Source organism: Paenibacillus sp. J31TS4 (assembly GCF_018403265.1).
GTDB lineage: Bacteria > Bacillota > Bacilli > Paenibacillales > NBRC-103111 > J31TS4.
In genome coordinates this window covers 273,412-299,195 of record NZ_BOSI01000001.1, presented here as the reverse complement: position 1 = coordinate 299,195, position 25,784 = coordinate 273,412, and the positions used below count along the sequence as shown (strand labels likewise).

24 protein-coding genes are annotated in these 25,784 nt (G+C 57.6%); 6 read left to right on the top strand and 18 right to left on the bottom strand.

The annotated features are described in order from the left end of the window. Window positions 1-74: 74 nt before the first annotated feature. Window positions 75-287: a hypothetical protein gene (locus tag KJS47_RS01390; RefSeq protein WP_213522138.1), complete on the bottom strand. Its 213-nt coding sequence runs from the start codon at window positions 285-287 to the stop codon at window positions 75-77. A gap of 239 nt (window positions 288-526) precedes the next feature. Here KJS47_RS01390 and KJS47_RS01385 point away from each other — a divergent pair, with 239 nt between their 5' ends. After that, window positions 527-820 carry a hypothetical protein gene (locus KJS47_RS01385; protein ID WP_213522136.1) on the top strand — a complete coding sequence of 98 codons (294 nt, stop codon included), beginning with the start codon at window positions 527-529 and terminating at the stop codon, window positions 818-820. Between the two features lie 195 nt (window positions 821-1,015). Here the strand turns inward: KJS47_RS01385 and KJS47_RS01380 are convergent, their stop codons facing one another. From KJS47_RS01380 to pulA, 4 genes are all read right to left on the bottom strand, one after another. After that, on the bottom strand, window positions 1,016-1,780 hold the full coding sequence (locus KJS47_RS01380; protein ID WP_213522134.1) for an ABC transporter permease subunit: 765 nt from the start codon (window positions 1,778-1,780) through the stop codon (window positions 1,016-1,018). An 11-nt stretch (window positions 1,781-1,791) separates the two neighbouring features. Next, entirely contained in the window at window positions 1,792-2,490 is a 699-nt protein-coding gene (locus tag KJS47_RS01375; protein ID WP_213522132.1) for an ABC transporter ATP-binding protein, read from the bottom strand. Then, a complete protein-coding gene (locus tag KJS47_RS01370) occupies window positions 2,487-2,879 on the bottom strand; it encodes a GntR family transcriptional regulator (RefSeq protein WP_213522131.1) in 393 nt (130 codons plus the stop codon). Before KJS47_RS01370 ends, KJS47_RS01375 begins: the two co-directional genes overlap by 4 nt. A 193-nt stretch (window positions 2,880-3,072) precedes the next feature. After that, window positions 3,073-5,034 carry a type I pullulanase gene (gene pulA, locus KJS47_RS01365; protein WP_213522130.1) on the bottom strand — a complete coding sequence of 654 codons (1,962 nt, stop codon included), beginning with the start codon at window positions 5,032-5,034 and terminating at the stop codon, window positions 3,073-3,075. 253 nt (window positions 5,035-5,287) lie between these two features. Here pulA and nagA point away from each other — a divergent pair, with 253 nt between their 5' ends. Further along, a complete protein-coding gene (gene nagA, locus KJS47_RS01360) occupies window positions 5,288-6,460 on the top strand; it encodes an N-acetylglucosamine-6-phosphate deacetylase (protein ID WP_213522129.1) in 1,173 nt (390 codons plus the stop codon). Window positions 6,461-6,541: 81 nt separating this feature from the next. Here the strand turns inward: nagA and KJS47_RS01355 are convergent, their stop codons facing one another. Genes KJS47_RS01355 through KJS47_RS01345 form a run of 3 tightly spaced genes read right to left on the bottom strand, consistent with a single transcriptional unit; the run spans window position 6,542 to window position 9,512 of the window. Next, a complete protein-coding gene (locus KJS47_RS01355; protein WP_213522128.1) occupies window positions 6,542-7,831 on the bottom strand; it encodes a neutral/alkaline non-lysosomal ceramidase N-terminal domain-containing protein in 1,290 nt (429 codons plus the stop codon). Beyond that, window positions 7,828-8,781, bottom strand: coding sequence for an N-acetylglucosamine kinase (locus KJS47_RS01350; protein ID WP_213522127.1), 954 nt, complete (start codon window positions 8,779-8,781; stop codon window positions 7,828-7,830). Before KJS47_RS01350 ends, KJS47_RS01355 begins: the two co-directional genes overlap by 4 nt. After that, window positions 8,778-9,512 (bottom strand): sugar isomerase domain-containing protein, encoded by a 735-nt coding sequence (locus tag KJS47_RS01345; RefSeq protein WP_213522125.1) that lies wholly within the window; start codon window positions 9,510-9,512, stop codon window positions 8,778-8,780. Before KJS47_RS01345 ends, KJS47_RS01350 begins: the two co-directional genes overlap by 4 nt. A 475-nt stretch (window positions 9,513-9,987) precedes the next feature. On the opposite strand from KJS47_RS01345, the gene KJS47_RS01340 reads away from it, so the two are divergent. Next, a complete protein-coding gene (locus KJS47_RS01340) occupies window positions 9,988-11,127 on the top strand; it encodes a hypothetical protein (RefSeq protein WP_213522123.1) in 1,140 nt (379 codons plus the stop codon). A 166-nt stretch (window positions 11,128-11,293) separates the two neighbouring features. On the opposite strand, the gene KJS47_RS01335 is transcribed toward KJS47_RS01340, so the two are convergent. The 4 genes from KJS47_RS01335 to KJS47_RS01320 all read right to left on the bottom strand — a co-directional run bounded on the left by KJS47_RS01335 (window position 11,294) and on the right by KJS47_RS01320 (window position 16,902). After that, window positions 11,294-11,731: a DUF441 domain-containing protein gene (locus tag KJS47_RS01335; protein WP_213524906.1), complete on the bottom strand. Its 438-nt coding sequence runs from the start codon at window positions 11,729-11,731 to the stop codon at window positions 11,294-11,296. A 230-nt stretch (window positions 11,732-11,961) separates the two neighbouring features. Next, a complete protein-coding gene (locus KJS47_RS01330) occupies window positions 11,962-13,194 on the bottom strand; it encodes an LCP family protein (protein ID WP_213522121.1) in 1,233 nt (410 codons plus the stop codon). 259 nt (window positions 13,195-13,453) lie between these two features. Then, window positions 13,454-14,965, bottom strand: coding sequence for a UDP-N-acetylmuramoyl-L-alanyl-D-glutamate--2,6-diaminopimelate ligase (locus tag KJS47_RS01325; RefSeq protein ID WP_213522119.1), 1,512 nt, complete (start codon window positions 14,963-14,965; stop codon window positions 13,454-13,456). Between the two features lie 815 nt (window positions 14,966-15,780). Then, the gene (locus tag KJS47_RS01320; protein WP_213522117.1) at window positions 15,781-16,902 is read right to left on the bottom strand and encodes an ATP-binding protein; all 1,122 of its coding nucleotides are present in this window, start codon (window positions 16,900-16,902) and stop codon (window positions 15,781-15,783) included. Window positions 16,903-17,111: 209 nt separating this feature from the next. On the opposite strand from KJS47_RS01320, the gene KJS47_RS01315 reads away from it, so the two are divergent. Both KJS47_RS01315 and KJS47_RS01310 read left to right on the top strand, forming a co-directional pair. After that, entirely contained in the window at window positions 17,112-17,861 is a 750-nt protein-coding gene (locus KJS47_RS01315) for a hypothetical protein (RefSeq protein WP_213522115.1), read from the top strand. Window positions 17,862-17,962: 101 nt separating this feature from the next. Next, window positions 17,963-18,547 (top strand): GNAT family N-acetyltransferase, encoded by a 585-nt coding sequence (locus KJS47_RS01310; protein ID WP_213522113.1) that lies wholly within the window; start codon window positions 17,963-17,965, stop codon window positions 18,545-18,547. 108 nt (window positions 18,548-18,655) lie between these two features. On the opposite strand, the gene KJS47_RS01305 is transcribed toward KJS47_RS01310, so the two are convergent. The 4 genes from KJS47_RS01305 to hisD form a co-directional block, all read right to left on the bottom strand. Continuing rightward, window positions 18,656-19,414, bottom strand: a complete 759-nt coding sequence (locus KJS47_RS01305) for an alpha/beta fold hydrolase (RefSeq protein ID WP_213522111.1) — start codon at window positions 19,412-19,414, stop codon at window positions 18,656-18,658. Window positions 19,415-19,493: 79 nt separating this feature from the next. Further along, window positions 19,494-19,766 (bottom strand): hypothetical protein, encoded by a 273-nt coding sequence (locus KJS47_RS24350; protein ID WP_374706949.1) that lies wholly within the window; start codon window positions 19,764-19,766, stop codon window positions 19,494-19,496. Window positions 19,767-19,869: 103 nt separating this feature from the next. Then, window positions 19,870-20,502, bottom strand: a complete 633-nt coding sequence (locus KJS47_RS24345) for an aminoglycoside phosphotransferase/kinase family protein (RefSeq protein WP_374706948.1) — start codon at window positions 20,500-20,502, stop codon at window positions 19,870-19,872. Window positions 20,503-20,646: 144 nt separating this feature from the next. Continuing rightward, entirely contained in the window at window positions 20,647-21,957 is a 1,311-nt protein-coding gene (hisD, locus tag KJS47_RS01295) for a histidinol dehydrogenase (RefSeq protein WP_213522109.1), read from the bottom strand. 617 nt (window positions 21,958-22,574) lie between these two features. On the opposite strand from hisD, the gene KJS47_RS01290 reads away from it, so the two are divergent. After that, window positions 22,575-23,015, top strand: coding sequence for a DUF5946 family protein (locus tag KJS47_RS01290; RefSeq protein WP_213522106.1), 441 nt, complete (start codon window positions 22,575-22,577; stop codon window positions 23,013-23,015). 429 nt (window positions 23,016-23,444) lie between these two features. Here the strand turns inward: KJS47_RS01290 and KJS47_RS01285 are convergent, their stop codons facing one another. Together KJS47_RS01285 and thyX are read right to left on the bottom strand one after the other, a co-directional pair. Then, a complete protein-coding gene (locus KJS47_RS01285) occupies window positions 23,445-24,725 on the bottom strand; it encodes a serpin family protein (protein ID WP_213522104.1) in 1,281 nt (426 codons plus the stop codon). Window positions 24,726-24,795: 70 nt separating this feature from the next. Next, window positions 24,796-25,515 carry an FAD-dependent thymidylate synthase gene (thyX, locus tag KJS47_RS01280; RefSeq protein WP_213522102.1) on the bottom strand — a complete coding sequence of 240 codons (720 nt, stop codon included), beginning with the start codon at window positions 25,513-25,515 and terminating at the stop codon, window positions 24,796-24,798. Window positions 25,516-25,784: the final 269 nt, after the last annotated feature.

Below are 25,784 nucleotides of genomic sequence, written 5' to 3'. Positions count from 1 at the left end.
GCTTTTCTACAATCCCTATTTTGAGATTGCTCACGAACGCAAAAAAAAGCCGCCTGCTCGGCGGACTTCTTCTCTTACTCTTTCTTATTCTGTAAAGGAACGCGTTCCTGTTCTCTCTTTTTCTTCGCCTCGGGATCAAACGTCGCCTGGAGGTTGTCCATCGCCTCCTCGACGAATTCGCTTATCGAATCGGTGGCGGCGATGTTTTGCTGATCGGATGGCGTCGTGATGCCGGCAAATGTATTGGTCGTTTCGTTCGGATAGTCGTTTTTACTCTTCTTGTCCATCGTATTCCCCTCTTTCCGTCGGTTTGCTGTATAGGATGCTTGGGAATTGTTATTTTATGCCCTACGGATATTTAACACCGATGACCTCGGACTAAACAGAGCCGTACGGCCGCCGCTTCCTTTCTGAACGGCTGGCCTTCTTTTTTGTGCGGGATCGGTTGCAAGTCCCCGCCGGGCGGGTAACCAATGTATAAGAAGCGATCTAACGCATTCCCACTTGAAAGGAGACGGAACGAACGATGAAGCGTAAATGGCTGCAATGGGTTGACCAGATCACCATGAAGGATGCTACAGAGCCGCAGTTGGTCGGCTTCTGGGCGGTTACCTTCTTCTTTCTCGTCCTGCAGGGTATGATCGAGATGGCTATCGCCATGTCGCGCGTCGACGAATGGGCGGATAGCTGGGAATTTTGGGGTCTCGCCTTCGGCACCTCCGTCTGCTGCCTTGTCTGCAGCCGTCTCTATGGCGTCTATAAGGAGCTTAGACGCAAGCAGCTGGAAGAGGAACGGGAAGAGACCTATTATGACCTGTAACCGAGGGAGCGGCAGATCCGCTTGGTCCCCTGCCTTCGCAACCCGCCCGACCGGTCCCTTCACGAACAACAAACGCCAAAGAGCTGCGCCTGCAAGCAACCTCTGCTTGATCGGCGCAGCTCTTTTTGTCCGTCCAGCCGCCTCACCCTCAGCCTTTCTCCGAAAGTCATCTGCTCGGTGCAGGCAGAGTCCTTCCTACATCGTCAGCTGCCGGTCAACGATTCGTGCGGACAGCCACAGGAACAATGCCGCGAGGACGAGTGAGACGGGGACGATGGCAGCCTGGAACCAGACCGGAACAACGATCCCTCCCGGCTCCGTCACACCGAACTGGTTCCAGAAGGTATTGTCCGTATAGAACGCGGTCATCCACGTGGCCATGTTGCCGGTGATGCTGAAGCCTATCCAAAAGAGCGGCGAGAGCGGCTTGAGCCGGGAGCTCATAACGACGGCCGTCAGCAATCCGAAGACGGTCATGAACGGAACGATGCTCAGCGAGATACCGTACCAGCTTACGGTCTTCAGCAGCGCGGCTCCGAAATCCGACAGCCGGTACCTATCGTCCAGCAGCATGCTGTAGCCGGCCAGAAGCAGAGTAGCCAGCAGAATGGCCATGTAGATAAGCAAATTCTGCAGCAGCGCAGCCAAATATTTGGCCGTCATCAGCCGGTACCGGGGATAGGGAAGCGTGAGCCACCAGCTGACGGTTCCGTTCTTCCATTCCCGGAAAAACAGATTATAGCCAATCATAAATGCCATGTAAGGCAAACCGAACGCAATGAACAGCGGCGCCAGCGGCTCATAATAACCCGACAGGCTTAGCACCGTGACGGAGCCTACAACAACTAGCAGGATGAACACTGTGTAGAACCAGAACCAGGGAGAACGCAGCGCTCCCTTGCCGGTCCACCACGTGCGCAAGCTGTCCTGCTTGATCAAGTGCCCAAAGGATCCTTGCATGCGGCTACCTCCTATCCGAATAATTTGCGATACAGCATTTCCAGCGAACCGCGCTCGCGGCGCAGCTCCTCCGTCTCGCCGGCGAGCGCGACGCGTCCGTTCTCCAGGAAGACGGCGTAATCAAACAGTCCCTCGGTCTCTACGATCTCATGCGTGCTGATAAGCACCGTTTGCTCGCGGTCGCTCATGTTGTCGATCAGCGCGGAAACGATCCGTTCACGGGAGATGAGATCGATGCCCGCGAACGGCTCGTCGAGGACGAGGAGCGGTACGTCGCGCGCAATGCACAGCGTCAGCATGAGCCGGGCTTCCTGGCCGCGCGACATTCCTTCGGCGGGCATCTGAAGCTCCAGGTCCATATAACGGAGCAGTTGCTCCGCTCGCGGCCGGTCGAAACCCGGCAGCAGCTTAGCGCCCCAATCCAATGCTTCGGCAACCGTCTGATTGCCATACCAGCGGGCTCGGTCTGGCAGATAAGCAATCTGGCGGTTCGTCCTCCAGCCGGGCGCGTGACCCAATACCCGGACCGATCCGCTGTCGGGAGCCGTCAGGCCGGTCAGCATGCGGAAAAAAGTCGACTTGCCGGCACCGTTCGGCCCCAGCACCGCGGTTACCCGGTTAGCCGGCAGAGAGAGCGTGAAGCCGTTCAATGCCCGCTTGCCTCCATAGGTCTTGATGAGTGAGTCGCACTGTACCGCCACGTCCTTCATTCTCCGTTCCCTCCCTTGCTCCGAATCATCTGCATCACATCGCGAACAGTAAAGCCGAGACCGTCCATTCTCGCCAAAAACTCTTCGACGGCGGCTTGCGCCAGAGACTCCCGGACCGTTGCCACCTTGATCGGGTCCGAGGTAATGAATGTCCCCTGCCCCCTCCGCGTCTCCGTCAAACCGTCCCGCTCCAGCTCCTGGTAGGCGCGCATAACGGTGTTCGGATTGATCTGCAGCATTTGCGCCAGCTCTCTCACGGAAGGCATCTTCTCTCCCAAGCCGATCACTCCCTTCGCTACACTGCTCCTCACATGGTTCCATACCTGCTCATAAAGCGGCTGGCTCAAATCCAGCTCAAACTGCAGCTTGCCTCCCAGCTCTTCCTTCAAACCTCTCCCTCCTTCGCCGCGTCCGGAGGACGGCTTCTAGTAACTATGAGTGTATTATATCACTTAATACACCTAATGCAATGGGCACACGACAAAAAAACCGGCTTTTTCCAGCCGGTTTTTCGAACACATCCATATTGGAAGAGCTATCCGTGCAGCACCTTGGTGGCGCGAGGAACACGTGTACGCTACTCTAATCGGCCGTCAGCACGATGAGTCCGATTCCTTCTGCTGTCAGCCGGGTTCCCTCCAGCCCGCGGACATGCTCTCCTCCGAACCGGACCGACCAGCTGCCGATCCCGGGAAGCTCAAGCTCGGTTGCTCCGCCTCTGCGTGCGTGATACAGGACGTAGAGAAGCTTCGCTCGGTCTCCGCCCGCATGACCACGAAGCGTGTATGCTACACAGCCGTCCGGCGCCTGCTCAAAGCGGAGATGATCGCGGATTTCGGCGGCCGAGCGCAGGCGAAAGGCCGGATGCTCTCGGCGCAGCGCGATCAGCTCGATGACGTACAGCACGTCGTCCCGGTACTTGTACGCCCGCTCCCAATCCAGCCGGTTCACCTCGTCCGGCTGGTTGTAGCTGTTGCCGCAGCCGTTCTTCGTCCGGAGGAATTCCTGTCCCGCATGCAGGAAGGACGTGCCCTGGCTCGTCAGCACGATAGCCGTCGCCAGCCGGTGCATGCTCCTCAGCTCGTCCTCCGACGCGTCCGGCGCCGAAAGCGTCAGCTTATCCCACAGCGTATGATTGTCGTGGCATTCGACGAACTGCACCGTCTGGCCCGGCTCCTCGGCGAACCCTTGCCGCTCGTCGTCGTAATGGATGGCGCCGGCGACACCGGTGCGGACCGCCTCCTCCAGACCGGGCTGTCCGCTGACGAAGCCTCGTCCGTCCGGAGCAAAAATGCTCCCCTTGGCCGCATCCCTCAGACTGTCGTTGAACTGGCCGATCCGCGGCAGCCGGGCCGCGTTGTGCTGGGCTGCTCTCTCCTCATGCGGGAGCTCCGTCTCCAAATCCCATCCTTCCCCGATGACTAGAATCGTCGGGTCGATCTGGTCGAGGCGCTCACGGACGGTTTGCATCGTCTTCACGTCGTGCAGGCCCATCAGGTCGAAGCGGAACCCGTCGATGCCGTATTCCTCCGCCCAATAGGCGACCGAATCGACGAGGAACCGCCGCATCATGATCCGCTCCGACGCGGTATCGTTGCCGCAGCCGGAGCCGTCCGACAGTGACCCGTCCGGTTTGCGGCGCAGGTAATAGCCGGGTACGAGCTTGGCGAGCGAAGCCCGGTAGCCGTCGTATACGTGATTGAAAACGACGTCCAACACGACCCGCAGCCCGCGGCTGTGCAGCGTCTGAACGAGCTGCTTCAGCTCGCGGATGCGAGTGGCGGGATCGTACGGATCGGTGGCATAGCTGCCTTCCGGTACGTTGTACGTCTTGGGATCGTAGCCCCAGTTGTATTGCGGCGTGTCCAGCCGCGTTTCGTCGACACTCTCCGTGCTGTAGTCGAAGACGGGCAGCAGCTGGACATGCGTCACACCCAGCGCTGCGATATGGTCGAGTCCAGTCGGTATTTCATGGGGCCCTCGGGTGCCGCTCTCGCTCAGCCCGGCGAACTTGCCCTGCTGCCGGACGCCGCTGTTCGGATGGATCGTCAGATCGCGCACGTGCGCTTCGTAGATGATCGCATCGACCGCTTCGCCGCTGAAGGGGGGCTTCTCCTTGGACCATCCCTCGGGATCGGTATCCCGCAGATCGAGGATAGCGCTTCTGTCGCCGTTCACGCCCACCGCCCTCGCGTACGGATCGGGCGCTTCGTTCCATTGCTCACCGAGACGGACGCGATAAGTATAGAACCGGCCGTTCAGGTCCCGCTCCACGGCGGCGCTCCAGACGCCCCTCTCTCCCCTCTCCATCGAAACCACCTCGTCGGGCTCTCCTGTCCAGGAACGGTACAGCAGCAGCAGCGCCTCCGAGGCGGTTGGCGCCCACAGCTTGAAGACGGAGCGCTCCCCGCTATAGGTACAGCCCAAATCGTTCCCCTCGTACGCGAACGCCTCATCGAAAGCGGCGGAGCCGATCGCAAGCCCGCCGATCACCTCGGGATCTCCATAGACGATCGGGCCGTCCGGTTCTCTCTGTACAGCCATTTCTGCTCGATCCCTCCCTTGTTATGCTGCCACTTATTGTATACTATCTATAACCGCGTTCCAAACCGGCGAAGCGGATACACGCCTGCTTCTCCCTCTGTTTGTTGTTAGGGGAATGGGCCAGCAAAAATCCACGAACTATGCCGCGCCAGCGGCTCGCTTTCCCTTCGTTACATTGTTGGGAGGACCGAACAACCGGCAGAGCGAACTCCCTACGGCTGGGAGTCGCCTGCTAACAGGAGGCTGATGAGAGATGACCAACTATCGGATTGAGAACGTCCGCGCCGTCTACGGGGACCAAGTGATGGAGGAGACGACCCTCTGGATTCGGGACGGCTGGATCGAACGGCTGTCAGACAGCCTGAGCGCGGAAGCCGGCAGCCCGGACGGAGACTACACCCTACTGGACGGACAGGGCCGCCTCCTCATCCCGGGCATGATCGACGTCCACATCCACGGAGCGAACGGCTTCGACATGATGGACGGCACAGAGGAGAGCATCCAGCAGGTTTCCCGGACGTGCGCCGCCACCGGATGCACCGCGTTCCTCGCCACCTCCGTCACCTCCTCCCTGGAGGACCTCCTCGCCATGATCCGTTCCGTCAAGCGGACGGTCGGCCGTGAGCAGGGGGCGGCTATTGCCGGTCTCCATCTGGAGGGTCCGTATTTGAACGTGCGCCGAAAAGGCATGCAGAACGAAGCTCATCTGCGGCACCCCGATCTCGAGGAGATGGCGGTGATCCTTCGCGAAGGAGGAGACCTGATCAAAATAGTGACGATCGCGCCCGAGCTGCCCGGCGGCATGGAGCTGCTCGCGTATTTGCGCGAGCGGGGTATTGTCGTCGCCCTCGCCCATTCCGACGCGACCTATGAGGAGGCCAAGCAGGCGTTCGCGCAGGGCGCGAGCCATGTCACCCACTGTTTCAACGGAATGCGCCCGATCCATCACCGGGACCCCGGCCTCGTAACTGCCGCGTTCGAGGAAGAGCATGTCAGCCTGCAGGCAATCGTCGACGGCGTCCATCTGCACCCGGCCATTGTCCGGCTGATGCACCGGCTCAAGGGACCGGACCGGATGGTCCTCATCACCGATGCGCTGCAGGCGATGGGGCTCGGAGACGGGACGTACCGGTTCGGCGGTCATGACGTGACCGTTGCGGACGGCGTCGCCCGGCTCGCGGACGGTACGCTCGCCTCCAGCACAGTAACGATGCAGGAGGCGCTCCGCCGGACAGTGGAGCTCGGCATCCCGCTGCCGGACGCCGTGCGCATGGCGGCGACCACGCCGGCCGAGCTGCTCGGTCTCCATGATAGAGGCCGGCTCGCCGAGGGCTGCCGCGCCGATCTAGCTCTGCTGAACGACCGGTACGAGACGGAGTGGGCCATGGTCGGCGGCAGGCTGCTGGAGGTACCCCTGATTCGCTAACAGCCGACAAGTGAGCGAGGGCCAAGCCTGGCGGCTTCTTGAAGAGGGAAGCTTGTTAGCTGTCGGCTCTCCCTGCTTTCTCTATTGGCCATACCCGCATAACAGCGAGTTGATAGCCTGCATCATGATCGGCTCCACCTCGCGCGAGAAAACCGACGGCATGGCGAAGTAGACGGTCGATTCGACTGCCTCATACCCACCCTCCTCCAGCATCTCGGCGGTAGGGACGTACCCGAGCATGCCGTTCGTGTAGCCGACCGGCAGAACCTCTCCCAGAGACCGGCGTTTGATAGCCAACCCATAGTCGACCACCACCTCCGCATCCATCGCGAGAAGCGAACACCCTTCCGCCAGCCGGAGGAGCGTCAGCGTGATCGGAAGCTCCGGCTTCAGCTGCGCATACCGGCTCCTTTGGATCCGGTGCCATTCTCCCTGAACGCCCGGCAGTGCCTCCCCGCTCGCCAAGACATCCGGCTCGGGCAAGGAAGCAAGCGGCAGCGGAACGGTTACCGTCCGCCAGCTCAGCCCGACGGCGGGCAGCTCGGCCATCGGCTCCTCTAGAGTTCGCAGGATAGCCTGCGCGAACGAACGGCCGGCCTGCACAACGAGGTCGTGTCGGCCCTGAAGCACCGCCTTCCCGTCTCCCGGGTTCAGGTCGCCGCATGTCCCTTGCAGGAAGCCACAGACGGTACCCTTGCCGAAGTGCCCCTCCACTTCGGACATGGCGATCCCGACATAATCCGGCGAGACGCGATTCTCGTCCGTAATGACAGGGTGACAAGCATAATGCGCGAGAATCGCCTTGACGGAGCCATCCTCCCGGGTGTAACGCAGCACGCTCACCTCCTGGTCGGCCGTGCGCAGCTCAGGAGGTGTCCGCCGCAGCCCTCTGCGGTTGATCGCCAGCTCCGACTTCCCCGTTCCTTTGGCGGTATGGACCGGTTCCAGATCATGGATCGCTTCGGCAATTCCGTTCACCACGTTTGTCTCGAGTGAGTCCAGGTAGGCTTCGTCGGGAACGCCCAGATACGAGGTGAACAGAGCAGACGTTTGTGGGCCAGAGTGGGTATGTGTCCCGTGCAGCAGAATCGCGTCCGGCTCGATCCCATAGCGTTCCGAGATGCGCGCTTTCAAGCGGGGCACCCGTTCGCTCCCCCACCAGATCAAATCGGCGGACACCAATAGAGCGCGTTTCGCGGCCCCGTCATCATCAAGAGCTTGACTATCGAACACAAACAGGCGGGCGAACAACCTCTCCGACACGCCTGTGAACGGCCCCTGCCCGCTTCGGACCGCAAAGCCTGCAAGCGGTACCGGCTCCATGGGCGTAATATCAACCTTGCGCACTCCCAAATGCAGCTTCCTTGTCATGTCGCGGATCGCTCCTCCTTCTCGTTCGCTTCCTTCCTTGCCAGCTCAAGCGCTCCTTCGACGGGAGACAGAAGCGGGGGAACAAGCCGAATCCGGGAGGCGGCCAGACGCTCCCGCAGCGGTCCGATCAGCAGCTCGCCTATGGCGAAGGCTCCTCCCGCATAAGAGGCAACCGCCGGCGTACGTCCGGTCAACCGGTCATGCAGCGTGCTCGCATGCTCGGCGAGCCAGTCGGCCGCGCGCTGGAGGATGGACAGGGCAACCATGTCCGATCGTGCTGCCGCCTCCGCGACCGGCCTCGTCAGCGAGGCGATTTCCTTCCGGCTCCAACCGGCGCCATAGATTTCTTCCGCCACTTCTCGCATGGCAAAGCGGCGAATCCCGAGACGCTCCGCCAGCAGCTGCCGAAGCATCGTCTCCGGCCCCCTGCCATCCGCCGCCCGCGCCGCGGAGCGCAGCGCTTCGCAGCCGATCCAGTAGCCGCTCCCTTCATCTCCGAACCAGGGACCCCAGCCGCCGCAGGAAACGATATGGCCGTCCGTACCGAGCGCTACGGCTGCCGAACCGGTCCCGGCGATGACGAGAATGCCTGGCTCGCCTGCCAATGCCCCATACAGCGCTACCTCCGTATCTTCGCATCCGATCACCCGGGCCCCCGGAAACCGGTCCACCAGAGCTTGGATGGACCAGTGGGAGCTATCTGCGGATCCGATATGGCAGGCGGTGGCAATCACCGCGCTCGACAACCGGCCGTTGTACTCCAGCAAGAGCTGCCCGATGCGATCCGAAAGCTCCAACAATTGACGGAGGGCCACCGCCTTTCCGTCCGTGATCGCGTTGAGCGGGCCGCCCGTCAGCCGATGCCTCTCTCCCGTTTCTCTGCATTCCAGCATTGCATCCGTCTTGCTCCCGCCTCCGTCGATGCCCAAGAGATAGGTCCGGTTCGTCATAGCCGCAGCCGATACCCCGCCTGCCGAAGGCGCTCGATGAGTTCGTTGTTATGCGCCTCTCCCCCGGCTACATTCGCGCTGCGGAACACAGGCGGTTCCACCCCGGACGCCAGCAGATTTTCACATATCTTCACAACGATACTGTTCATGATAAACGCACCGGCGATCGTCGAAGTCGGGCCGATCGGAGTCTCCAGCCCCTCCAGATGGACGGCTGCATCTCCGTGGACGCCGCAGTTGTCCAGCACAAGATCCGCCGCCTCGTACAGCCTGCTGCCGGACGGGTGGCGCGGCTCGGCATGGCGAGAATGGGCAAGCGACGTGAGCGCGATGACATAAGCGCCGCGTTGTCGAGCTTCCAACGCCGCTTCGACCGGCACGCTGTTGATGCCGGAGTTGGAGGCGATGAACAGCACATCGCCTCTGCCGACGCCCGCTCTGTCGAGCAGAATCGCCGCATAGCCCTTCAGCCGCTCCAGCTGCGTGCTCTTCACGGCGTCCTCGTGCAGCATTAGCCCGGTGTCGAGAATCGGGAGGATCGGCACCAGACCGCCCGCTCGATAGTAGGGCTCCTCCGCCAGCATATGGGAATGCCCCGTTCCGAGAATAAAAATCATCCGCTGTGAGGAGATGGCTTCCGCACAGACGGCTGCCGCTTGCTGCATGGCGGCTTGCTGTGTCTTTTGAATCGTCTCCAAAACCTTCGACACTTGCTCGAAATAGGACTGCATGGACTCTCCCCTCCTTAGAGGAAATCGCGTTTTTTGGAAAACGTTCCGGATACGGGGTTGGATTCTTGATCAGGAGCCGCAGAGGTTGCATGGACCAGGGTCATAACCGTTCACCTTGTCCGCGTTCAGGTTTGGCACCATGATTTCAACCGACTCCCGTAATCGCCCGCTCCCCTCTCCGGTTCCCTCTCATTATAAGAACACCGGGCGGCCAAAAGCGGTAAATTCCTGAACTGAATGAGTCAATTCTTTCCTGCGCTTGCCTTCCTCTGCAGGAATAGCGCGCTTGAGGCCAAAAGAAGACGCCAACGTAGTAGTTCGCAGACGGGTGATCGGACCTTATTCGGATAAGAAAAGTGGCGTTTCTGCGTGACATCACCGCGCTTGGTGCGGCATCGCGAGCCAGCGGGAAACCTTTTGACCGGTTACCGCGTATAAGACTTCCAACAGATTTGGCGAAAGGGGGTATGCCCGCATGATCGAAATGCGCGGCGGCAAAGATCTCAAATATTCGAACCGGGTACCCGGCTGGGCAAAAGTCGCTCAAATCGTCCTTATCGGCTTACTCGCTTGCATTGGAGTCGGAGGGCTTGGCCTGGGCGTCTATTTCGTCGTCATACAGGATTGGGTCGGCGCGCTGTTCTGCTTCCCGATCGGAGGCTTCATCTTGTTCATCACTCGGATCGTATATGTCATCACCCGGTTCAACAACAATATCGAGGTGCTGTGCGAGCTGAGGGACGAGGGCTACTACACGTACTTCAAAGATTTGAAGTCCGGCTATACGGAAGAAGAGCTTATTCCGTTCGAGCGGATGCGAGAGGTGTTGATCGGGCGAACGACTTCGTATATCTCCTCTGGATCCAACAGCCGCGGCTGTTATCGAGTCGGAGCCAAGATTATCATGAAATCGGAAAACGAAGACGGAACCGTCCGTTACTCGATGTTCGGACTTGGAGATGGAACCGAGCTGGATACTTGGATGAGGAAGTTCGAAACGCATGGCCTTCCGATTCTCTATACGCCCGAGAATGTCGAGGAGCTGAAGCTTGAGGATTACGAGTCGTGCTACGACGAAATCCCAAAGCTCGTCTACGGCGAGCAGATCGAAAAGATTTTGGTCGGCCACTCGCAGTATTCCGACCTTCCTGTCTTCCGGACGTCCCGCATGAAGGAGGTCAGGCGGGCCAAGCAGTCCGTCAACGACCGCAAGCTGTTTCTGCCCGCTTATGCCGTCTTGCTCGTCTTCAATCTGCTCGTCGCCTACTTCTGGATGCCGCACTGGCTGCTTGATGACGATATGTTCGCAGACGCTTCCCCTTCCGCCGGCATTATCCTCATGAATATCGCCCTGCTCGTTTTTGTAGGGAGATATTGGCGCCGTGAAACGGGCTGGCTCCGGCCGCTCCGGGACTACGGCATGCTGCTCGGCGTCCATCTCACGGGCGGGGTCCTGGCGGTGCAGAACGGCTCCGCATCCCCGGTTCTGTACGACGCGATCATCGTGGACAACCTGAGCGTGCTGCTGTTTGCAGGAATCATCCTCGCGGTGTTCCAGTTCCGGAAATGGCGGACCCGCGAGAAACCGCCTGCCGCGAAGGCGCCGCATCGATGAAGTCTGCCTCTTCACACAAAAAAACCGTTTCCTTTAGTCCGGAAGCGGATCCTGTTGCCCGAGACAGCCGAAGCGTCTCGCAGCAGGGATCCGTTCCCGGTCAGGGAAACGGTTTTTTTCGTTTGGCCGGGCACACGGGAGGATGGGGCTCGCCCCTATGCCTCCTTCAGGATCGGCCGATCAGGAGCGACAGCAGGCCCGCCGCGATCAGGGGGCCGACGGGCACGCCCCGGAACAGGGCCACGCCCAGCACGGTGCCGATGAGCAGCCCGGCGACAATCGTCGGCTGGCTGCCCATAAGAGTGACGCCGCGTCCGCCCAGATAGGCGACCAGCATGCCGATGGCAATCGCGAGCAGCGACTTCCAATGCAGGAACGAACGCATGATCTCGTCGATGCCGAGCTTGCCGCTCGCAATCGGCGACATGACGCCGATCGTCAGGACGACAATACCGATCGTCAGGCCGTATTTTTCGATCCAGGGAAAGACCTGGTCCATGCGCGTCACCCGCAGCAGAAGCAGGACAAGCATCGCTACGGTTACCGTCACATTGCTGCTGAACAAGCCCAACGCTGCGAGAAGCAGCAGGATGAGCGATGTCATATCGACATTCGCCAATGGGCGTCACCTCTTCTCTTCTACTGGCCTATGTAATCTATGTCTCCATTGCTCGTTGGTCTTATTCGTCGAAGAGCAAAGCGAATGCTCGTGCTCCGAACTTGCGGATGGAGCGGGTTGGCTCCGAAGCCGGAAGCGGCGAACGTAAAGAGGTTTGCGCCGGAATCCATCATTAGAAGGAAGCTTCAAAGGCCGCTCCCCGCTCCCTTGGACGACTACCGGGAGATCCCGCTTTCCAGAGAAGGGCTGAGGTCGGACGAGTCATCCGGACTCCCAATCTCCTCACCCGGCTGAGAGGATAGATCCGTATCCGTTGATTCCCTGTACACGGAGTCCTCGGCGTCCCCGGCCCGGCTCGAGTCGGGGCCGTCCGGTTCGCGGCTGTCGCTCCCCGTGTCCTCTTCTATCCACGTCCCGGTCCGCTCGGGGGCATCCGTTCGTTCGACTGCCGGGCCTTCAGTTCGGGAAGAATCGGAATCGCCGGTTTCGCCGGTTTTGCCGGGTCCCTCGTTTTTCTCTTCCACGGAAGAAACCGGGAGGCCTGCTTCCTTGCGCAGCGCGTCTCTCGCCTCCTGGAGCTTGTTCTCCTCCACCTCCACGAACGGACTGACCCATTCGCCTTCCAGAGGCATGTACTTAATGTTCTCCCGCTTGATCGAATAGTACGTTTTGATCATGTTCTTGATCTGATCCGCCGGAATATCCGTCTTCATCTCGCTGCCGACCGCTTCGAGCAGCTGGCCGAGCTTGGCGGCGCCGTCCACCGTCCCCAGCTTGCCGACGATCGCATCCAGTACCTGCTGCTGCCGGCGGTTGCGCTCGTAATCGCTCGACTCCTCAGTCCCGCGATTCGACTTGCGGTACCGGATGAAGTCCAGCGTCTCCTTGCCGCTGAGCAGCTGGGTGCCCTGCTTCAGGTCGATGTTCGTGCCATCGGCTTCATCCACATACCGCATGTCCATATCGACGTCCAGGGTGAGGCCTCCGAGCTCGTCGATCGCCTTGACGAAGCCTTCGAAGTCAATCGTCACCATGTAATCGAAGGGCAAACCGAAGAATTCTCCGTAGAGATCCTTCGATTTGCCGAATGCGGTCTCTTTGTTCTCCGCATAGAAATGAGGGTAAAAAAAGTTCGCCTTGTGCGCCCTAAAGCCTTCCGGCTCCATCTCCAGGTCTCTCGGCAGAGACACGACGGTCGCGGATTTGGTTTTCGGATTGAGTGCGATGCCCATCATGACATCGGTGTTCATGCTTTGCGTTTCTTCGCGGTAATCGGTGCCCATAAGCAGAATTGTCAGCGGCTTCGTCTGGGCCGCCTCCTCCTTTGGCACCTGCTCCGCCGTGCCGACTTGCGTGATGACCTCATCGGCTTTCTGGTACAGGCTGCTGGCGTACAGGCCTCCGGCGCCGACAAACAGGAGGAGACATCCTCCTATCAGCCGAATCAAGAGCCGTTGCCAGCGAGGGCGTTTTTTTCTGCGTAATCGTCTTGGTCGTCGGTTCAACGCTCTGTCCTCACTTTCCGTAGTCTGTAGAAGCTGGCCGGACACCTTCAACATTCTACCGGAAAGCGCGTGAAAGCGCAAAATTTGCCAAATGCCTGGGATATCGAGTTAAAAAATGGAAGGATACGTGTCCATTCTCGTATTCTCTTTGATTCTCTAGTTCTTATTCCTGTTCTCTGCTAAGTGGGTAGAGGAATGACTATCAGCGGCTGTTCCCTCCCTGCACTAGCGTGCGAAGAACTTTTTGCGCTTCTTCACGGTCGTCCAGCTCGAGCTTGCGGCCCTCGATGAGCTGGTACGTCTCATGGCCTTTGCCGGCGAGATAGACGACATCGCCAGGCTGCGCCAGCCGGATCGCCCGGGCGATTGCCTCGCGGCGGTCGGCTATCCGTTCAACCCGATCCTCCGCCCAGCCGGCGTCCCGGATCCCCTCCTCGATCCCGTCCAAGATAGCTTCGGGATCTTCAAGACGGGGATTGTCTGAGGTCAGCACGATGCAGTCGCTGTATGCGGCCGCTGTACGACCCATCATCGGACGCTTCGAGCGGTCGCGGTCGCCTCCGCAGCCGAACAACGTAATGATGCGTCCCTCGGCAAAGCCCCGGATCGACGAGAGAGCGCTCTCGAGTCCGTCAGGCGTATGCGCGTAATCTACGAGCACGAGAAAGTCCTGTCCCTCGTCTATTACTTCCATCCGTCCGCGAACAGGAGGCATGGCGGCCAAACCGTCTCGGATAACGGACAGTGGTATGTTCTCCGCCAGGCAGGCCGTCACTGCGGCCAGCACATTCTCAACGTTGAACGCGCCGACCAGCTTCGTCGTCAGCTCCGCTTCTCCTGCGAAGGATGTCAGGCGGAACCGGGTTCCCCGCGGGGTAAGCTGCATGTCGGACGCCTGAACATCCGCCGGGTTGCGGATGCCGTACGTCAGTACTTCCGCCGCGGTTTGTCTCTTCATGTAAGCCGACGCCTCGTCGTCGGCGTTCAGCACAGCGTAACGCCTTTCGTCGTCTCCTCCAAGCTCCGCATTGCCGAGCCTGGAGAACAATAGCCCCTTGGCCGCCCGGTAGTCCTCCATCGTGCCGTGGAAATCGAGATGATCCTGCGTCAGGTTGGTGAAGACCGCCGTCCGAAAGGAGCAGCCGACCACTCGTCCCGTCGCGAGTCCTTGGGAGGTCGCTTCCATGACGCAATACTGGACGCCGGCATCGGCCATCCGCCGCAGATTGGCCTGCAGGGCGGGAGGCTCCTGGGTATTGATGTCCGTTTCCCATTCCGTGTCCCCGATTTTGGTCGCAATATTGCCCATGAGCCCCGTCCGGTAACCGGCATGACCCAAAATGGCCTCTATGATGTAGCTGGTCGTCGTTTTGCCGTTCGTGCCGGTTAGGGCGATCAGCTTGAGCTCCCGGCTCGGATGCCGGTAAAAAGCCGCGGCGATAACGGCCATCGCATACCGGGCATCCTTGACGACGAGCTGCGGCAGCGGAACGTCCAGTTCCCGCTCCACGACCAGTGCCGACGCCCCGGCTTCCCAAGCTTTCCCGGCATAAGCATGGCGATCGGTCAGCTGACCGGGAATGGCCGGCACGCAGACGAACAGGTCGCCGGGCGCGAGCTTGGCCGTATGCATCTGAATGCCCGAAAATGCAGTTTCGCCGTCCCCTCGCAGCACAGCTGTCTTGATTAACTTTGCCGCTTCCTTCAGTATCATTTCTACGCTCTCCCCTCACATCGCTCGGAGCTCGGGCGACCCGGCATGGTCGTCGCTGTAGGCAGACCACCGTCTATGCCAGTCAGGCCGAATGCTTCGCCGTCTGCTCTCCCTCATGCTCTCCCTCATGCTCTCCATCATAACCCGCGCCTGGCAGAATAGGGAAGCAAGATCCCGGAGACCTAGCCTTCAACACCATGGGCTTGGGTCGAGCCTTCGGCAAAATCTGGATTAATCCGCCTCATTCCGACATAAACTTGGAAGGCGCATTTTATTCGAGGAGGAACCCGTCTGAGACCGATAGCTTCCCCTGAGATCGTCATCTTCGTCATCGACCGGTCGGACATCGCCCGCTTCATCGTTCAGGAATGTCTCGTCAGCCCGCTCCTGTACGCAGGCCTATTCAAGCTGTGCGGCACGGAGCTTCTCGCCGCCTTCATCAGCATGACCGGGACGGCACTATTCCGCGCCAGCCTCCCGGCCAAACGGCGGACCGCGGTTCCGCAGCCCGAACAACGAGACCGGCTCGGTTCGTTTTTCCGGCTGCGGAACGCGCTGTCCCGGCTGCTCCTCGTCCGCCTTCTTCTCGTGCCGGCCAAAGTCTGGCGGGCAGGCGCAGGCTGACTGGCGCGGCCGGAATTCGCAGCAGGCAGACTCGGGAAAGTTCCCGGGTCTGCCTGCCTGTATTTCGTGCATCTCTTGCTCGCGTTTCCGTCTAGGAGGCTGTATTAGTTGGTACGAGAACTAACCGACACCAGACGGTTTCTCCTCGCGACGAAGGCCGGATTCCCATAACTAGGAGCGCAGCGCGTCCCCTATTCCCTTCCTTCCTCTAGAGAGGCGCCGCCCGTTACGGAAATCCGTAAATCGGGGTAGTGGAGGCGCCATTCCGTCAAACGGGCTTCTACCACCTCCCGGTCCACCGTCCCGGCAAATAGCTCCGCATTCGGCAGGAACGTAACACTGGTGCCGGTTTCCCGGGTTTCCCCCACCTGCTGCAGACCGGTCTGCGGAATGCCGTTGCGGTAGCTCTGCCGGTACATCCGGCCGTCCCGGCGGATATCGACGGTCAGGCTGCTGGATAGAGCGTTCACGACGGCGATTTCGACGCCCTTCTTTCCTTCCGGCGCAGGCTGGCCCGCCGTCCGGCTAATTTCCGTCAGAACGCGCTGCACGATGGACGGACCCGAAGGCGCCAGCGCCGCGACCGGAATCCCGCGGCCGTCGTCGGCCACGGTGACGCTGCCGTCCTCATGCAGATACAGATTCACTTCCGTGCAATAGCCCGCTTTGTGCTCCAATATGCTGTTTTCCATCACCGCCCACAGCAGCTGATGGGGATCATACCCGCCCTTTTCTGGTGCACCGAGATAGATGCCGGGATTGCTGCGGGCTTCCGTCATGTCGAGGTAATTGCTCGTGTCGAGAAGCTCCGTCACCGAAGCCAGCAGCAGGAGCAGGGACAGGGAGCGGTGTGCCGGCACCGCATAACGGCCTCCTCTCTCCTCCTGGACGAGCAGATCGGCGCCTAGCAGCGCCTTCAGATGGTGATACAGCTGGCCAGTCGTGCCCATATGCAGCCGCTCGACAAGCTCAGTGCCCGTCAGCGGCTCCTTCAGTACGGCGAGCAGAATTTCCAGCCGCTGTTTATGGCCGATCGCCGCAAAGATTTTGGATGCCTTGTCGGCCGGTGTCCCGAGCAGATCGGCAGCCTCTCTCTGTTGCGGTTCCCAATAGATCGTCTGCTCGGCATGCTTCCATTCCCCGGAATAGTAAAGCGCACCCAGACTTCCCTCGGCGGCCGGCCGCCCCGTGGGACCGACGGCTCTCCTCTCACTGCCCCCGGACGATTCCTGGCTGAGCCGCTTCATATGCGCTTCAATCTCTTCCAGCTTGCCCTTCAAGGCATCCAGCTCCTCGGCAAGGTTCCTCGTCATGTGTATCCTCTCCTCCGTATTTTGTTGTTACGTAATTACTGTATTACGTAATTACAATCTTGTAAAGTATTTCCATTCTCTTGTAGTCCAGCTCTCTCCCCTATTCTAGAAACTAGAGCTTGTGAGAGAACTAGGTCGACGGTTTTTCCCACCCCGAACTTGATGTACAATGCTCCTATGAGAAATTCTGACAAAATGGAGAGAGAGAAATGACGGGGGATTCCTTTATCACGACGGTTCACACGCTTATTCAGATGCATGCGGAGGGAAAGCTTGGAGGCGAGATTATGCCGGAGGATGCACTACTAGGCATAGTTGCAGAGGATGATTTGCCGGATGTCTTGACGCTTGGCATGTCCTTGAATTATCAAAGGAACTCCTACTCGCTGTGGGAGTCCGTTGCTCAGGCTTATCTCGATCCTCAAGCACGATGGGTCTTTCATCCGGTAACGTTATCCGAACGGGGATTGGAGGAATTGCGTCCGATCTTGGTGCGCAGCCGTGTTGCTTTGCAGCCCAATCGCCATCCGGATATCTGGAAACGAGTTTCGCATGGGATTGCCCGTTCCTCCGCTAGACAAGATGTTCTTGGCTTGCTAGAATCCGTAGAATTTGACATTGCGGCATTAAAATCCATTGTACAAGGAACTAGAAAATCCGACTTTCCTTATCTATCCGGACCGAAACTATTCAATTACTGGCTGTACGCGATGGAAGTTTATACAGGGGTGAAATGGAAGTCTCGGGAACTCATCACCGTAGCTCCCGATACGCATATTTTAAAAGCTTCCGTTCGACTAGGACTCTGTACCGATGAGGTATTGAACGGATCTTCCGATGACCGGCAAGCGGTTGCGGAAGCATGGGAGAACGCCTTGCACGGAAGCGGACTTGCCCCCATTGACGTTCATACTCCTTTATGGCTGTGGAGCCGAGCGGGCTTCCCTTCCATTTCCTGAACGTAAGGTCGATTCTTTATTCAGGCTGCTCCGCTCTCTTTTTCTTGAAGAGAGGTTCAACCCTGTGCTATGTTTATTGGAAATTCATGGGGGATGAATATATGGACACTAGGAAGACCGACCCGATTTTGTTAGATTTCCCGGACCGTTTTGAAAGTGAACGTTTGTGGATCCGTGCGCCGTTATGGGGAGATGGAACGGCTCTCAACGAGGCGGTCAAGGAAAGCCTCGATGCCTTACGGCCGTGGATGCCGTGGGCGCTAGCCGTTCCGACGATCGAACAATCCGAAGCAGGCATCCGGCGGTCTCGTTTACAATTTTTAGAGCGCACAGACTTGAGATTGCTGCTAGTCCATAAAGAGACCGGCCAGCTGGTGGGCAGCAGCGGTCTTCATCGGATGGATTGGCAGGCACGGAAATTTGAAATTGGCTATTGGGTGCGTACTTCCTACGAAAAACAAGGCTACGTCACGGAAGCCGTCCATGCCATTACGGCCTTCGCCATCCAAGAGCTGCAAGCGAACCGGATTGAAATCCGATGCGATTCCCGGAATTCGCGAAGTGCAAAGGTTGCGGAACGGGCGGGTTTCACACTGGAAGGCATTCTTCGGAACGATAAACGGGATGTAGACGGTTCCCTGAGGAACACCATGATCTTTTCTAAAGTGCGCGGTGTGGAATATTAGGAATCGGTTTGAAAAGCAAAGAAGAGGGGCTCAGCACCCCTCTTCTTTGCTTTTCGCGCCCCTTTTCAATAGGACTCGATTGACCGCAACTTGAAGGATGTCCCGGCTTCAGCCTTGGTCGGCTGCGTATGCAAGGAATTCCAAGATGGTGTCGTTAACGAACACCGGATTCTCTCTATTCATATGCGGTCGATGACTGCCTCCCTGCACAATCACATAACGGGAGTTTGGAATTAGCTCTGTCGCACGCTTGAGATCCTCTTCAGGGGTAAGCTCATCATGCTCCCCAGCGATAAACAGGGTTGGGCAAGGAATGTTCCTGAGCTCATCGTCGCTAAGCTGCGGGTAAGCGCGCCAGTCTTTTAATTTTGTCCGCAAAAACTCCTGCCAATTGCCTTGATGCGCTTCCCAATGCCTCTCCTTCATGGAGTCAATAAACTCCATGCGGCCATTCTGCAAAAGCCATTCCGGCTCGAATTCTTCAGAACCTTGAGAGGCGACAAAGCCGCATTGCCCGATGGAAGTCAACGAAGCGACTCTTTCCGGATGATAGACCGCACAGTGAAGAGCAACCCCGCCCCCCATTCCGTATCCAATCAAATGCGCTTTGGAAATGTTCGCATGATCCAGAAAAGAAACGATATCTTCGGTATGCTGGGGGGTGCTCCATTCCAGGCTGCTGCTCCTGGTACGCCCATGTCCACGGAAATCAGGGAAGTAGCAAGTATACTTCTTTTGAAAATCGAGCATTTGACTCGCAAACGCTAATATCCCTCGCGAAAACCCACTATGTAAGAAGAGAATCGGATCCCCAACACCCATTTTTTCGTAATACATGTCCATGTCACGAAGGGAAAGATAAGGCATGCTTATTCGTCTCCTCTAGAAAAAATCTATCACACTGGATTCCTGCTCCCGCTGGATTGGTCGCTCTTTCATACTGACATCATAGAAGGGAGAGTAGCACTTCTCCTCGCTTCAAATACTTATTTAAATGGTTTTCCAAGAGAGCATCTTCCTTGTTCTTGATGAATTCCATTGTCTTGGAAGTAAAATTCCAGTTTAGACAACCTGTTAACCATAACAAAGAGGGAAGTCTATCCAAATCTTTTGGGGTAAGGATTTCATCGGCACCATATCCCTGTAAGACGGACTTGGCAACAATTGGCGACATTTCATGAGAGGCAATTCCATGCGTTCTAGCGTACCATTTCACCAACCATGCCAGCCCCTCCACTCGATCCGTATAGGTAATGGATTCAAAGTCGACAACACCAATTATTTCTTGGCTTTGATTCCAGAGGATATTTAATGGGTTTAGGTCAGTTTTGTGCGATGAAGTCGTGGGTATCCGTCATAGCATGGTCTTTGTGATACTCCGCTTCGCTCAGATAACTTGTTAGCAGGCTTGAAGCGGTTGGCGAAAGCTTATGTGAGGCGGCATGAGAACATAGCAATTGGTAAAATTCTTGATGGCCCTTGCTGTGTGATTCTTGAGGAAAGACATTCGTTTCAAACTTTGACGAGAGGTTATGGATCTTTCGTGCAAAAGCTCCAAATGTTCGAGCGATGGTTTCCGTACAATGCGTAAGGTGTTCGCCTTTCATCCACTCAAATAGAACAAATCTCCATTCTTTCTCTTCGACCCGTAGGGATGTGAACGATTCCCCACTCCTCGTTGGCACATGCTTCATAAAGGGAATTCCGGAATGAAGCAGGTATTGACTAAATCTTATTTGCTCGTTCAGCACTTCATTGGATAATTTAATAAAGGCATCCGTTTCGTATCGTTTATTCCCGATAATCCTTGCTGAATAAGATTTGTCATCGATATGAATGTGGAAGTGTAAGTCTCCATGCCAATGGTTAGCTTGAAGCTTCCTTTCAATCCTTAGGCGACTAGGATGGAATCCGTATTGCTTGACTGCCAATTCAAGTAAATGAGCCTCGTCCATTGAAGCCTCCTCCCTGATCCGTCTGCTGTCACAACTTCAATGTACCATATTTTGGAACCCCTTAACGTTCTAAATCTACTTCAGAGTCGGGTGAGGCAAACGGCGTCCTTCTCCGAGCCCCACTCCCTCCCTCAGCATGCACACCTACTCCCGTCCTGCTACTCGTGCGGCTGCCGCTTGGATATGGCCGGGCAGCCGTTCATAGGCACCCAGCTCCCGGATCATGGGATACAGACCTTCGAGAGCTTCCGACGTCAGCCGTCCGATGGTCGATGCTTTCATCATATCCTTCGACGTAACCCCCGAAAATGCCCGAGCATAATGATTGGTCGGCAGCACTGCCGTGATGCCGATCGCATAATTGGCTGCCGAGAAGGGAGTATCGGAACCGAGCAGCACTTCACCCGCATGCTTCAGGCGACCCAGCACCTCCTGTTCCATGGCAGAGGAGCCTGTCACCATCAGATGCTCGGGAGCGAACCAGTTGATGAGCTCGGCGGCTTCCCCCCAACTGTCCGCTACGACGATAGCCCCTTTACCCAGCGGACCAAAGACGTGGCGGAGATAGTCCCTTCTTCCCTCATCCGCTTCTTCTATCTGTTCCTCCAGCACCCGTGCCGTCTCGTCCGCCAATGCCTGCGAGGTGGTAAGAAGCAGAGAGGACGAATCCGGTCCATGCTCGGCCTCGTTGATCAAATCGCGGACGAGCAGTCGGGGATCGGCAGTCTCGTCTGCGGCGATCATGCTTTCGGTCGGCCCAATCCCGAGCGCGCTCTTCTTGCCGTACGTCACCGCTAGGCTCATCGCGGCGGCTATGCCGGCAGGCCCAGGGCCGAAGATTCCTGCGGCGGCCGGAATGGAGGCGGTCCCATGGGTAAAGGCCGCAATAATGGCCACCCCGTTGCCGATGACGAATGCGTCGGCGCCGGCGAGCCGCGCCGCGGCTACCGTCCCGGGATCGGCCTGGCCTCCGGCCTGAGGCGGCACGCCCACCACGATCCGTGGGACGCCCGCTGTCTTGGCCGCTGCGACGAGCATGATCGCGGTCGACAGCAGCGGACCTTTGCGCGCAGGAATCCAGATACCGACCGTATCGAGCGGAGAGAACCGCTCGCCGATGATCGTCCCTAGACGAATCTCCTTTTCCCAGGAGACCGGCAGCAGACAGCGGTTGACCTCCACTACGTTCGCAATAAGACGCTCGATCGCCTCTCGCAGAGAGGGAGCTAGACCAGCCAGGCATGCCTCGAGATATTCGTCCGTCAACTGGAGGCTCGCCAGCTCTATCCCGTCGAACCGGCGAGTGGCTTCCTTGACCGCCTCGTCTCCTTCCCTCGCAACGGCTTCGAAAATCTCTCCAACACCAGCAAGCACATCTCGGCTGAACAGCTCGCCATGGGAGCGGAATCGCTCCTCCAGCCTTGCTTTTTCCCTTGGGTACCGGTACAGGTTCATGTTCTTCCCTTCCTTCCGTTTGGTCGCGGTCCGCGAACGGCAAAAAAGCCAAGCGGGAGTCTTCCCGCTTGGCTTGTCGAATCCGCCGCGCAGGAGGAACGCCAAGAAGCGTTCCATCCTGCGAATGGCTTCGCAGCACGAACGCTTTACGTATGATGATGAGGTTGGGACAGAAGAAGGGCTGCTCTAATGGTTTGCATGATCAATCGTCCTCCTCACTCATAATATTGGCTAATTGTATCCGCGTACGGTCGGTTTGTAAAGACCTTCCATTCCCGACTTTTAATCCGCCCGGACCAAAAACCTCCGAACCGTCGGCTTGATATTTGCCAGCTCCTGATTGGGATACTTTTTCTCCAGCTCGTGAATGCGCCGAAAGGGCTGCACGCGGGAAGAAAGATCCAGTCAGCTTCTAACATACAAACCGGTGAATAGCCCAGCGAGCTTTAAGAAACGTCGTCGCATTGGTTTGCTCTCAAGCAGCTGCAGTCGATCCCGGACTAGCTTCTTTTCCACCGGCAAGGAATCCGATAACACGATGTAGAAAAGAACATCAATTGCCGAGAACCGCCTATATCACTAATGGATCCCCAATAGAATAAGTGAGGTGCATTTTCTTGATCGATTCCAGGATGATAGATGGCTATTGTTCAGAATGTGGAGCAAAAGAACAAGATGGTTTGTCTTGTTTGGAGCAATTTGAATATCTTCTTGTTTGGGAGCATGACGATCCCGACCTGTATGCCCTCCATTTTTGGACGGTTTCCAATTACATGCTGCAGCATCCGTCCAACTTTACTAGAGAAGGCTATCAGTTGACCAAGTCCTTGTTCGTTGAGGCGTATGACAACAATTGGGAAACGCCTTATATTTTGAAAAGAAACAGAGAACTGACGACCAACAAACCCTTTAAAATCACCAATCCGACGCCATTAGCAGAGCGAATGAGAGTGTTGAGGACATGGAGCATGACGGTTAACGACGTCTATGCTGCTGGCGAGATGAAGGCAATCGAAAGCATCAAAAAGTGGAGAACCGCGATTCGGGCAGAGCTTTGAGCGAAACAATATTGTTACACATCGCGAACCATTGGTTCTTCCCACTGGCACACTGCTTAGAAATAGGGATGGTTGGGATGGCGTTCCGGCAGTTTGCAAAGCGTATATGTTAGATGGCCGACTAATTAATGACTTTAATTTTTGCCATTAATATTCGTTTCATTAATATTCATATGGTTAATATTAATGCGGATAATGTTAATAGCATTAATGTTTTTATGCTCTTTCCCCATCCCTACTGCAGCTACCCGAGATCAGAACGAAACGCCGCCCTTTTCGGGCGGCGTTTTTTCAAAGCGCGTGGTACTTCGCTTGGGCTTCTACTCCCGCTCTTCTACCTCTGGCTCTGCTTTATCTCTACCTCTACCTCTTTCTATTCCTGTTCTCCCGAGCTCCTGCCACTGCCATTCCTCCAGCCTCCAGCACAAGCTAGGAGGCACTCGGCTCAGGCTGGTAAATAGCCCCTATGAAGAGCAATGCTTCCGTCTTGCGATCCTCAATGATGAGCAGAAACGGCCGGTCCAGCTTGACCGGTGTCGGCGGGGAGGACGGCGCGCTCCCAGCCATCAGCAGACTTGTGACGGCCGCCGCCTTGGTCCCCTTTTCGCTCACCTCCAGATAACTCTTATGGAAGACAGAGCTCAGAGCACTGGTCTGGACATCAGGCAGCATGGCACGGAACCTAGCTCGATCCGCCTGGAACTGAGGGGCCAAGCCTAGCTCGGCCAGCATCGGCTTCAGCTCCTTGGCGAAGGTCAGCTTAAACTTGGGCAGCGTGAGCTCAATCTGCGCCCTCTCATAAGGCAGCCGCCACTCCTTCTCGAGCTCATCCAGATCCGCGAGGAGCCCCGCAAGCGGCTGTCCGATTGGAGGGAGCACCAGACGCATCGCCATATCCCCGTCCCGATAAGGAAGCCGGAGCGCGGTATAGCGGTCGGTTTGCTTGAATTCCATACTCCCTGTTCGGTTCATCATCGGAAGCGGATAAGCAGTTCCGGTTTCCGGAAAAAATTGAGCCTCGCGCGTTTGAGCTTCCTTGAACGGCGTTTCCCAGCCCGCTTCGAAGGAAACCGCATTCAGGAGAAGCGCTAGCGCTTCTTTTCCCGGCGCCTCCTCTAGGATCCGGTCAATCGCCTGGTCCGTATGCTTGCTCACCCATTTGTTAATCTCTTTCACGGTCCGTTCGCTCGACAGATCGGCCGTTCGTGCTTCCCCTTGGTAGTCCGCCCGGACGAGGTCTTGGAACGGCCGGCTCAGCTTGTACCTTTTATCCGTCCAAACCGCATTGGCGATCGACAGCCGGACCTGGTCCCGATGCTCCAACAGATCCTGGAGGACGGCATTCCCTCGGTTGATCTCCAGGGCGGACAAGCCCTGCAGCCGGAGAGCAGCCGCCATTGCCTCCCTATCTTCTTCGGCAGCTCCGTTCCAGGCCATGGCCAGCGCCATCGATATGCTGACTGGGGACAAAAAGACGTTCGCCTTGCCCTCCGCCTGACTCGCCTTTTGGAACAGAGCGAGCCCGAACTCGTTCCCTCCGGACACGATGCGCCGGTCCAGATCCTCTATCGTATAGACCGGAGCATTCGCTTCCCCCTTGTTTCCCGCCAAAAGCCAACCTCCCGCAATCCCGATCACTGCGAGGAGCACGCCGCCTGCCAACAACCGCTTCTTCATCTGCTTCTTCATTCTCTCCCCTGCTTCCTCCATAATGTCTCTTCCCTCCTGACGAGCAGGGAGCCGACTAGGTTGCAAGCGAGACCTCGATTCGGCCCGATATTCAGCCTTGCTCCGCAGAACCGCTCCGCAGTCTTTCGAGCGAGACCGGGAATAGCGGCTCGATCAGATCGAGAACGGCTTTGGCATACAGCTGAATCTCTTTTTGGGCATCATGCTCGAGCCGTTGATTCAAGAAGTGGGCGATTGATTGAAGCGACGCCGTCCAATACCAGCGGACGTACAAGCCGTAAGCGGGCAGGAACAGCCGGGCCTGCTCGGCGCATATCCCATCGGCCAATGCACGCTCATAAAGGCCCATGCCCTGCTCGACGTAATCCATAAGCGACCGGGTGTAAGTCTCGCCCAGCTCCCAGGCAATGGCCGTCCCGCTTCCCTGTTTGGAGCTCTCCGGCTTACTCCTCCATTCGCCGGCCTGCGGCGTGTAAAAAACCGGCTCCTCCGTAATATACCGCCGGCTGGATTCGTTCCACGCATCGAGCGAATCCCCTGTTCCTTCCATATGGGCAGACCCGACGACATACTTCCACCATTGTCTGGCGACAAGGAGGGGAGCGTACACTTCAAGCTGGGCAACCGCGTGACGGAAAGGCGACGTATGCCCTTCTCTCGCGAGAAAGCGGATGAGCCTCCGGTCGCCCTCACTCAATTCCTTGGATTCCTTCGCGTAGGAGACTCTTGCCGCATTCACTACCGTCAGATCCGAGCCCATATGATCGACGAGCCTGACATAGCCATGATCCAATACCTGCTTCCGATTCATCCCATTTCCGCCTTCCTGCCTCTTCCAGCGAGGCAAATCTTCTCGTATTCTACCTGTCCTCGCTCAGCCTGGCAACCATTCCTTTCCTGCAGACTGCCTCTACCGGGAACTTGTCTTAAGAGCAGGTCCGGTTTCCGGATCATGATGAGGTGCTAGGACCAAGAATGTTTTTCTCCGCAATCCACGCGTCGTTGTCGAAATCTATCGGATGGTTGGTGGCGCATTTTTCGACCTCTTTCGCCTCCTGGTCCCTAATGCCTACTCCATTC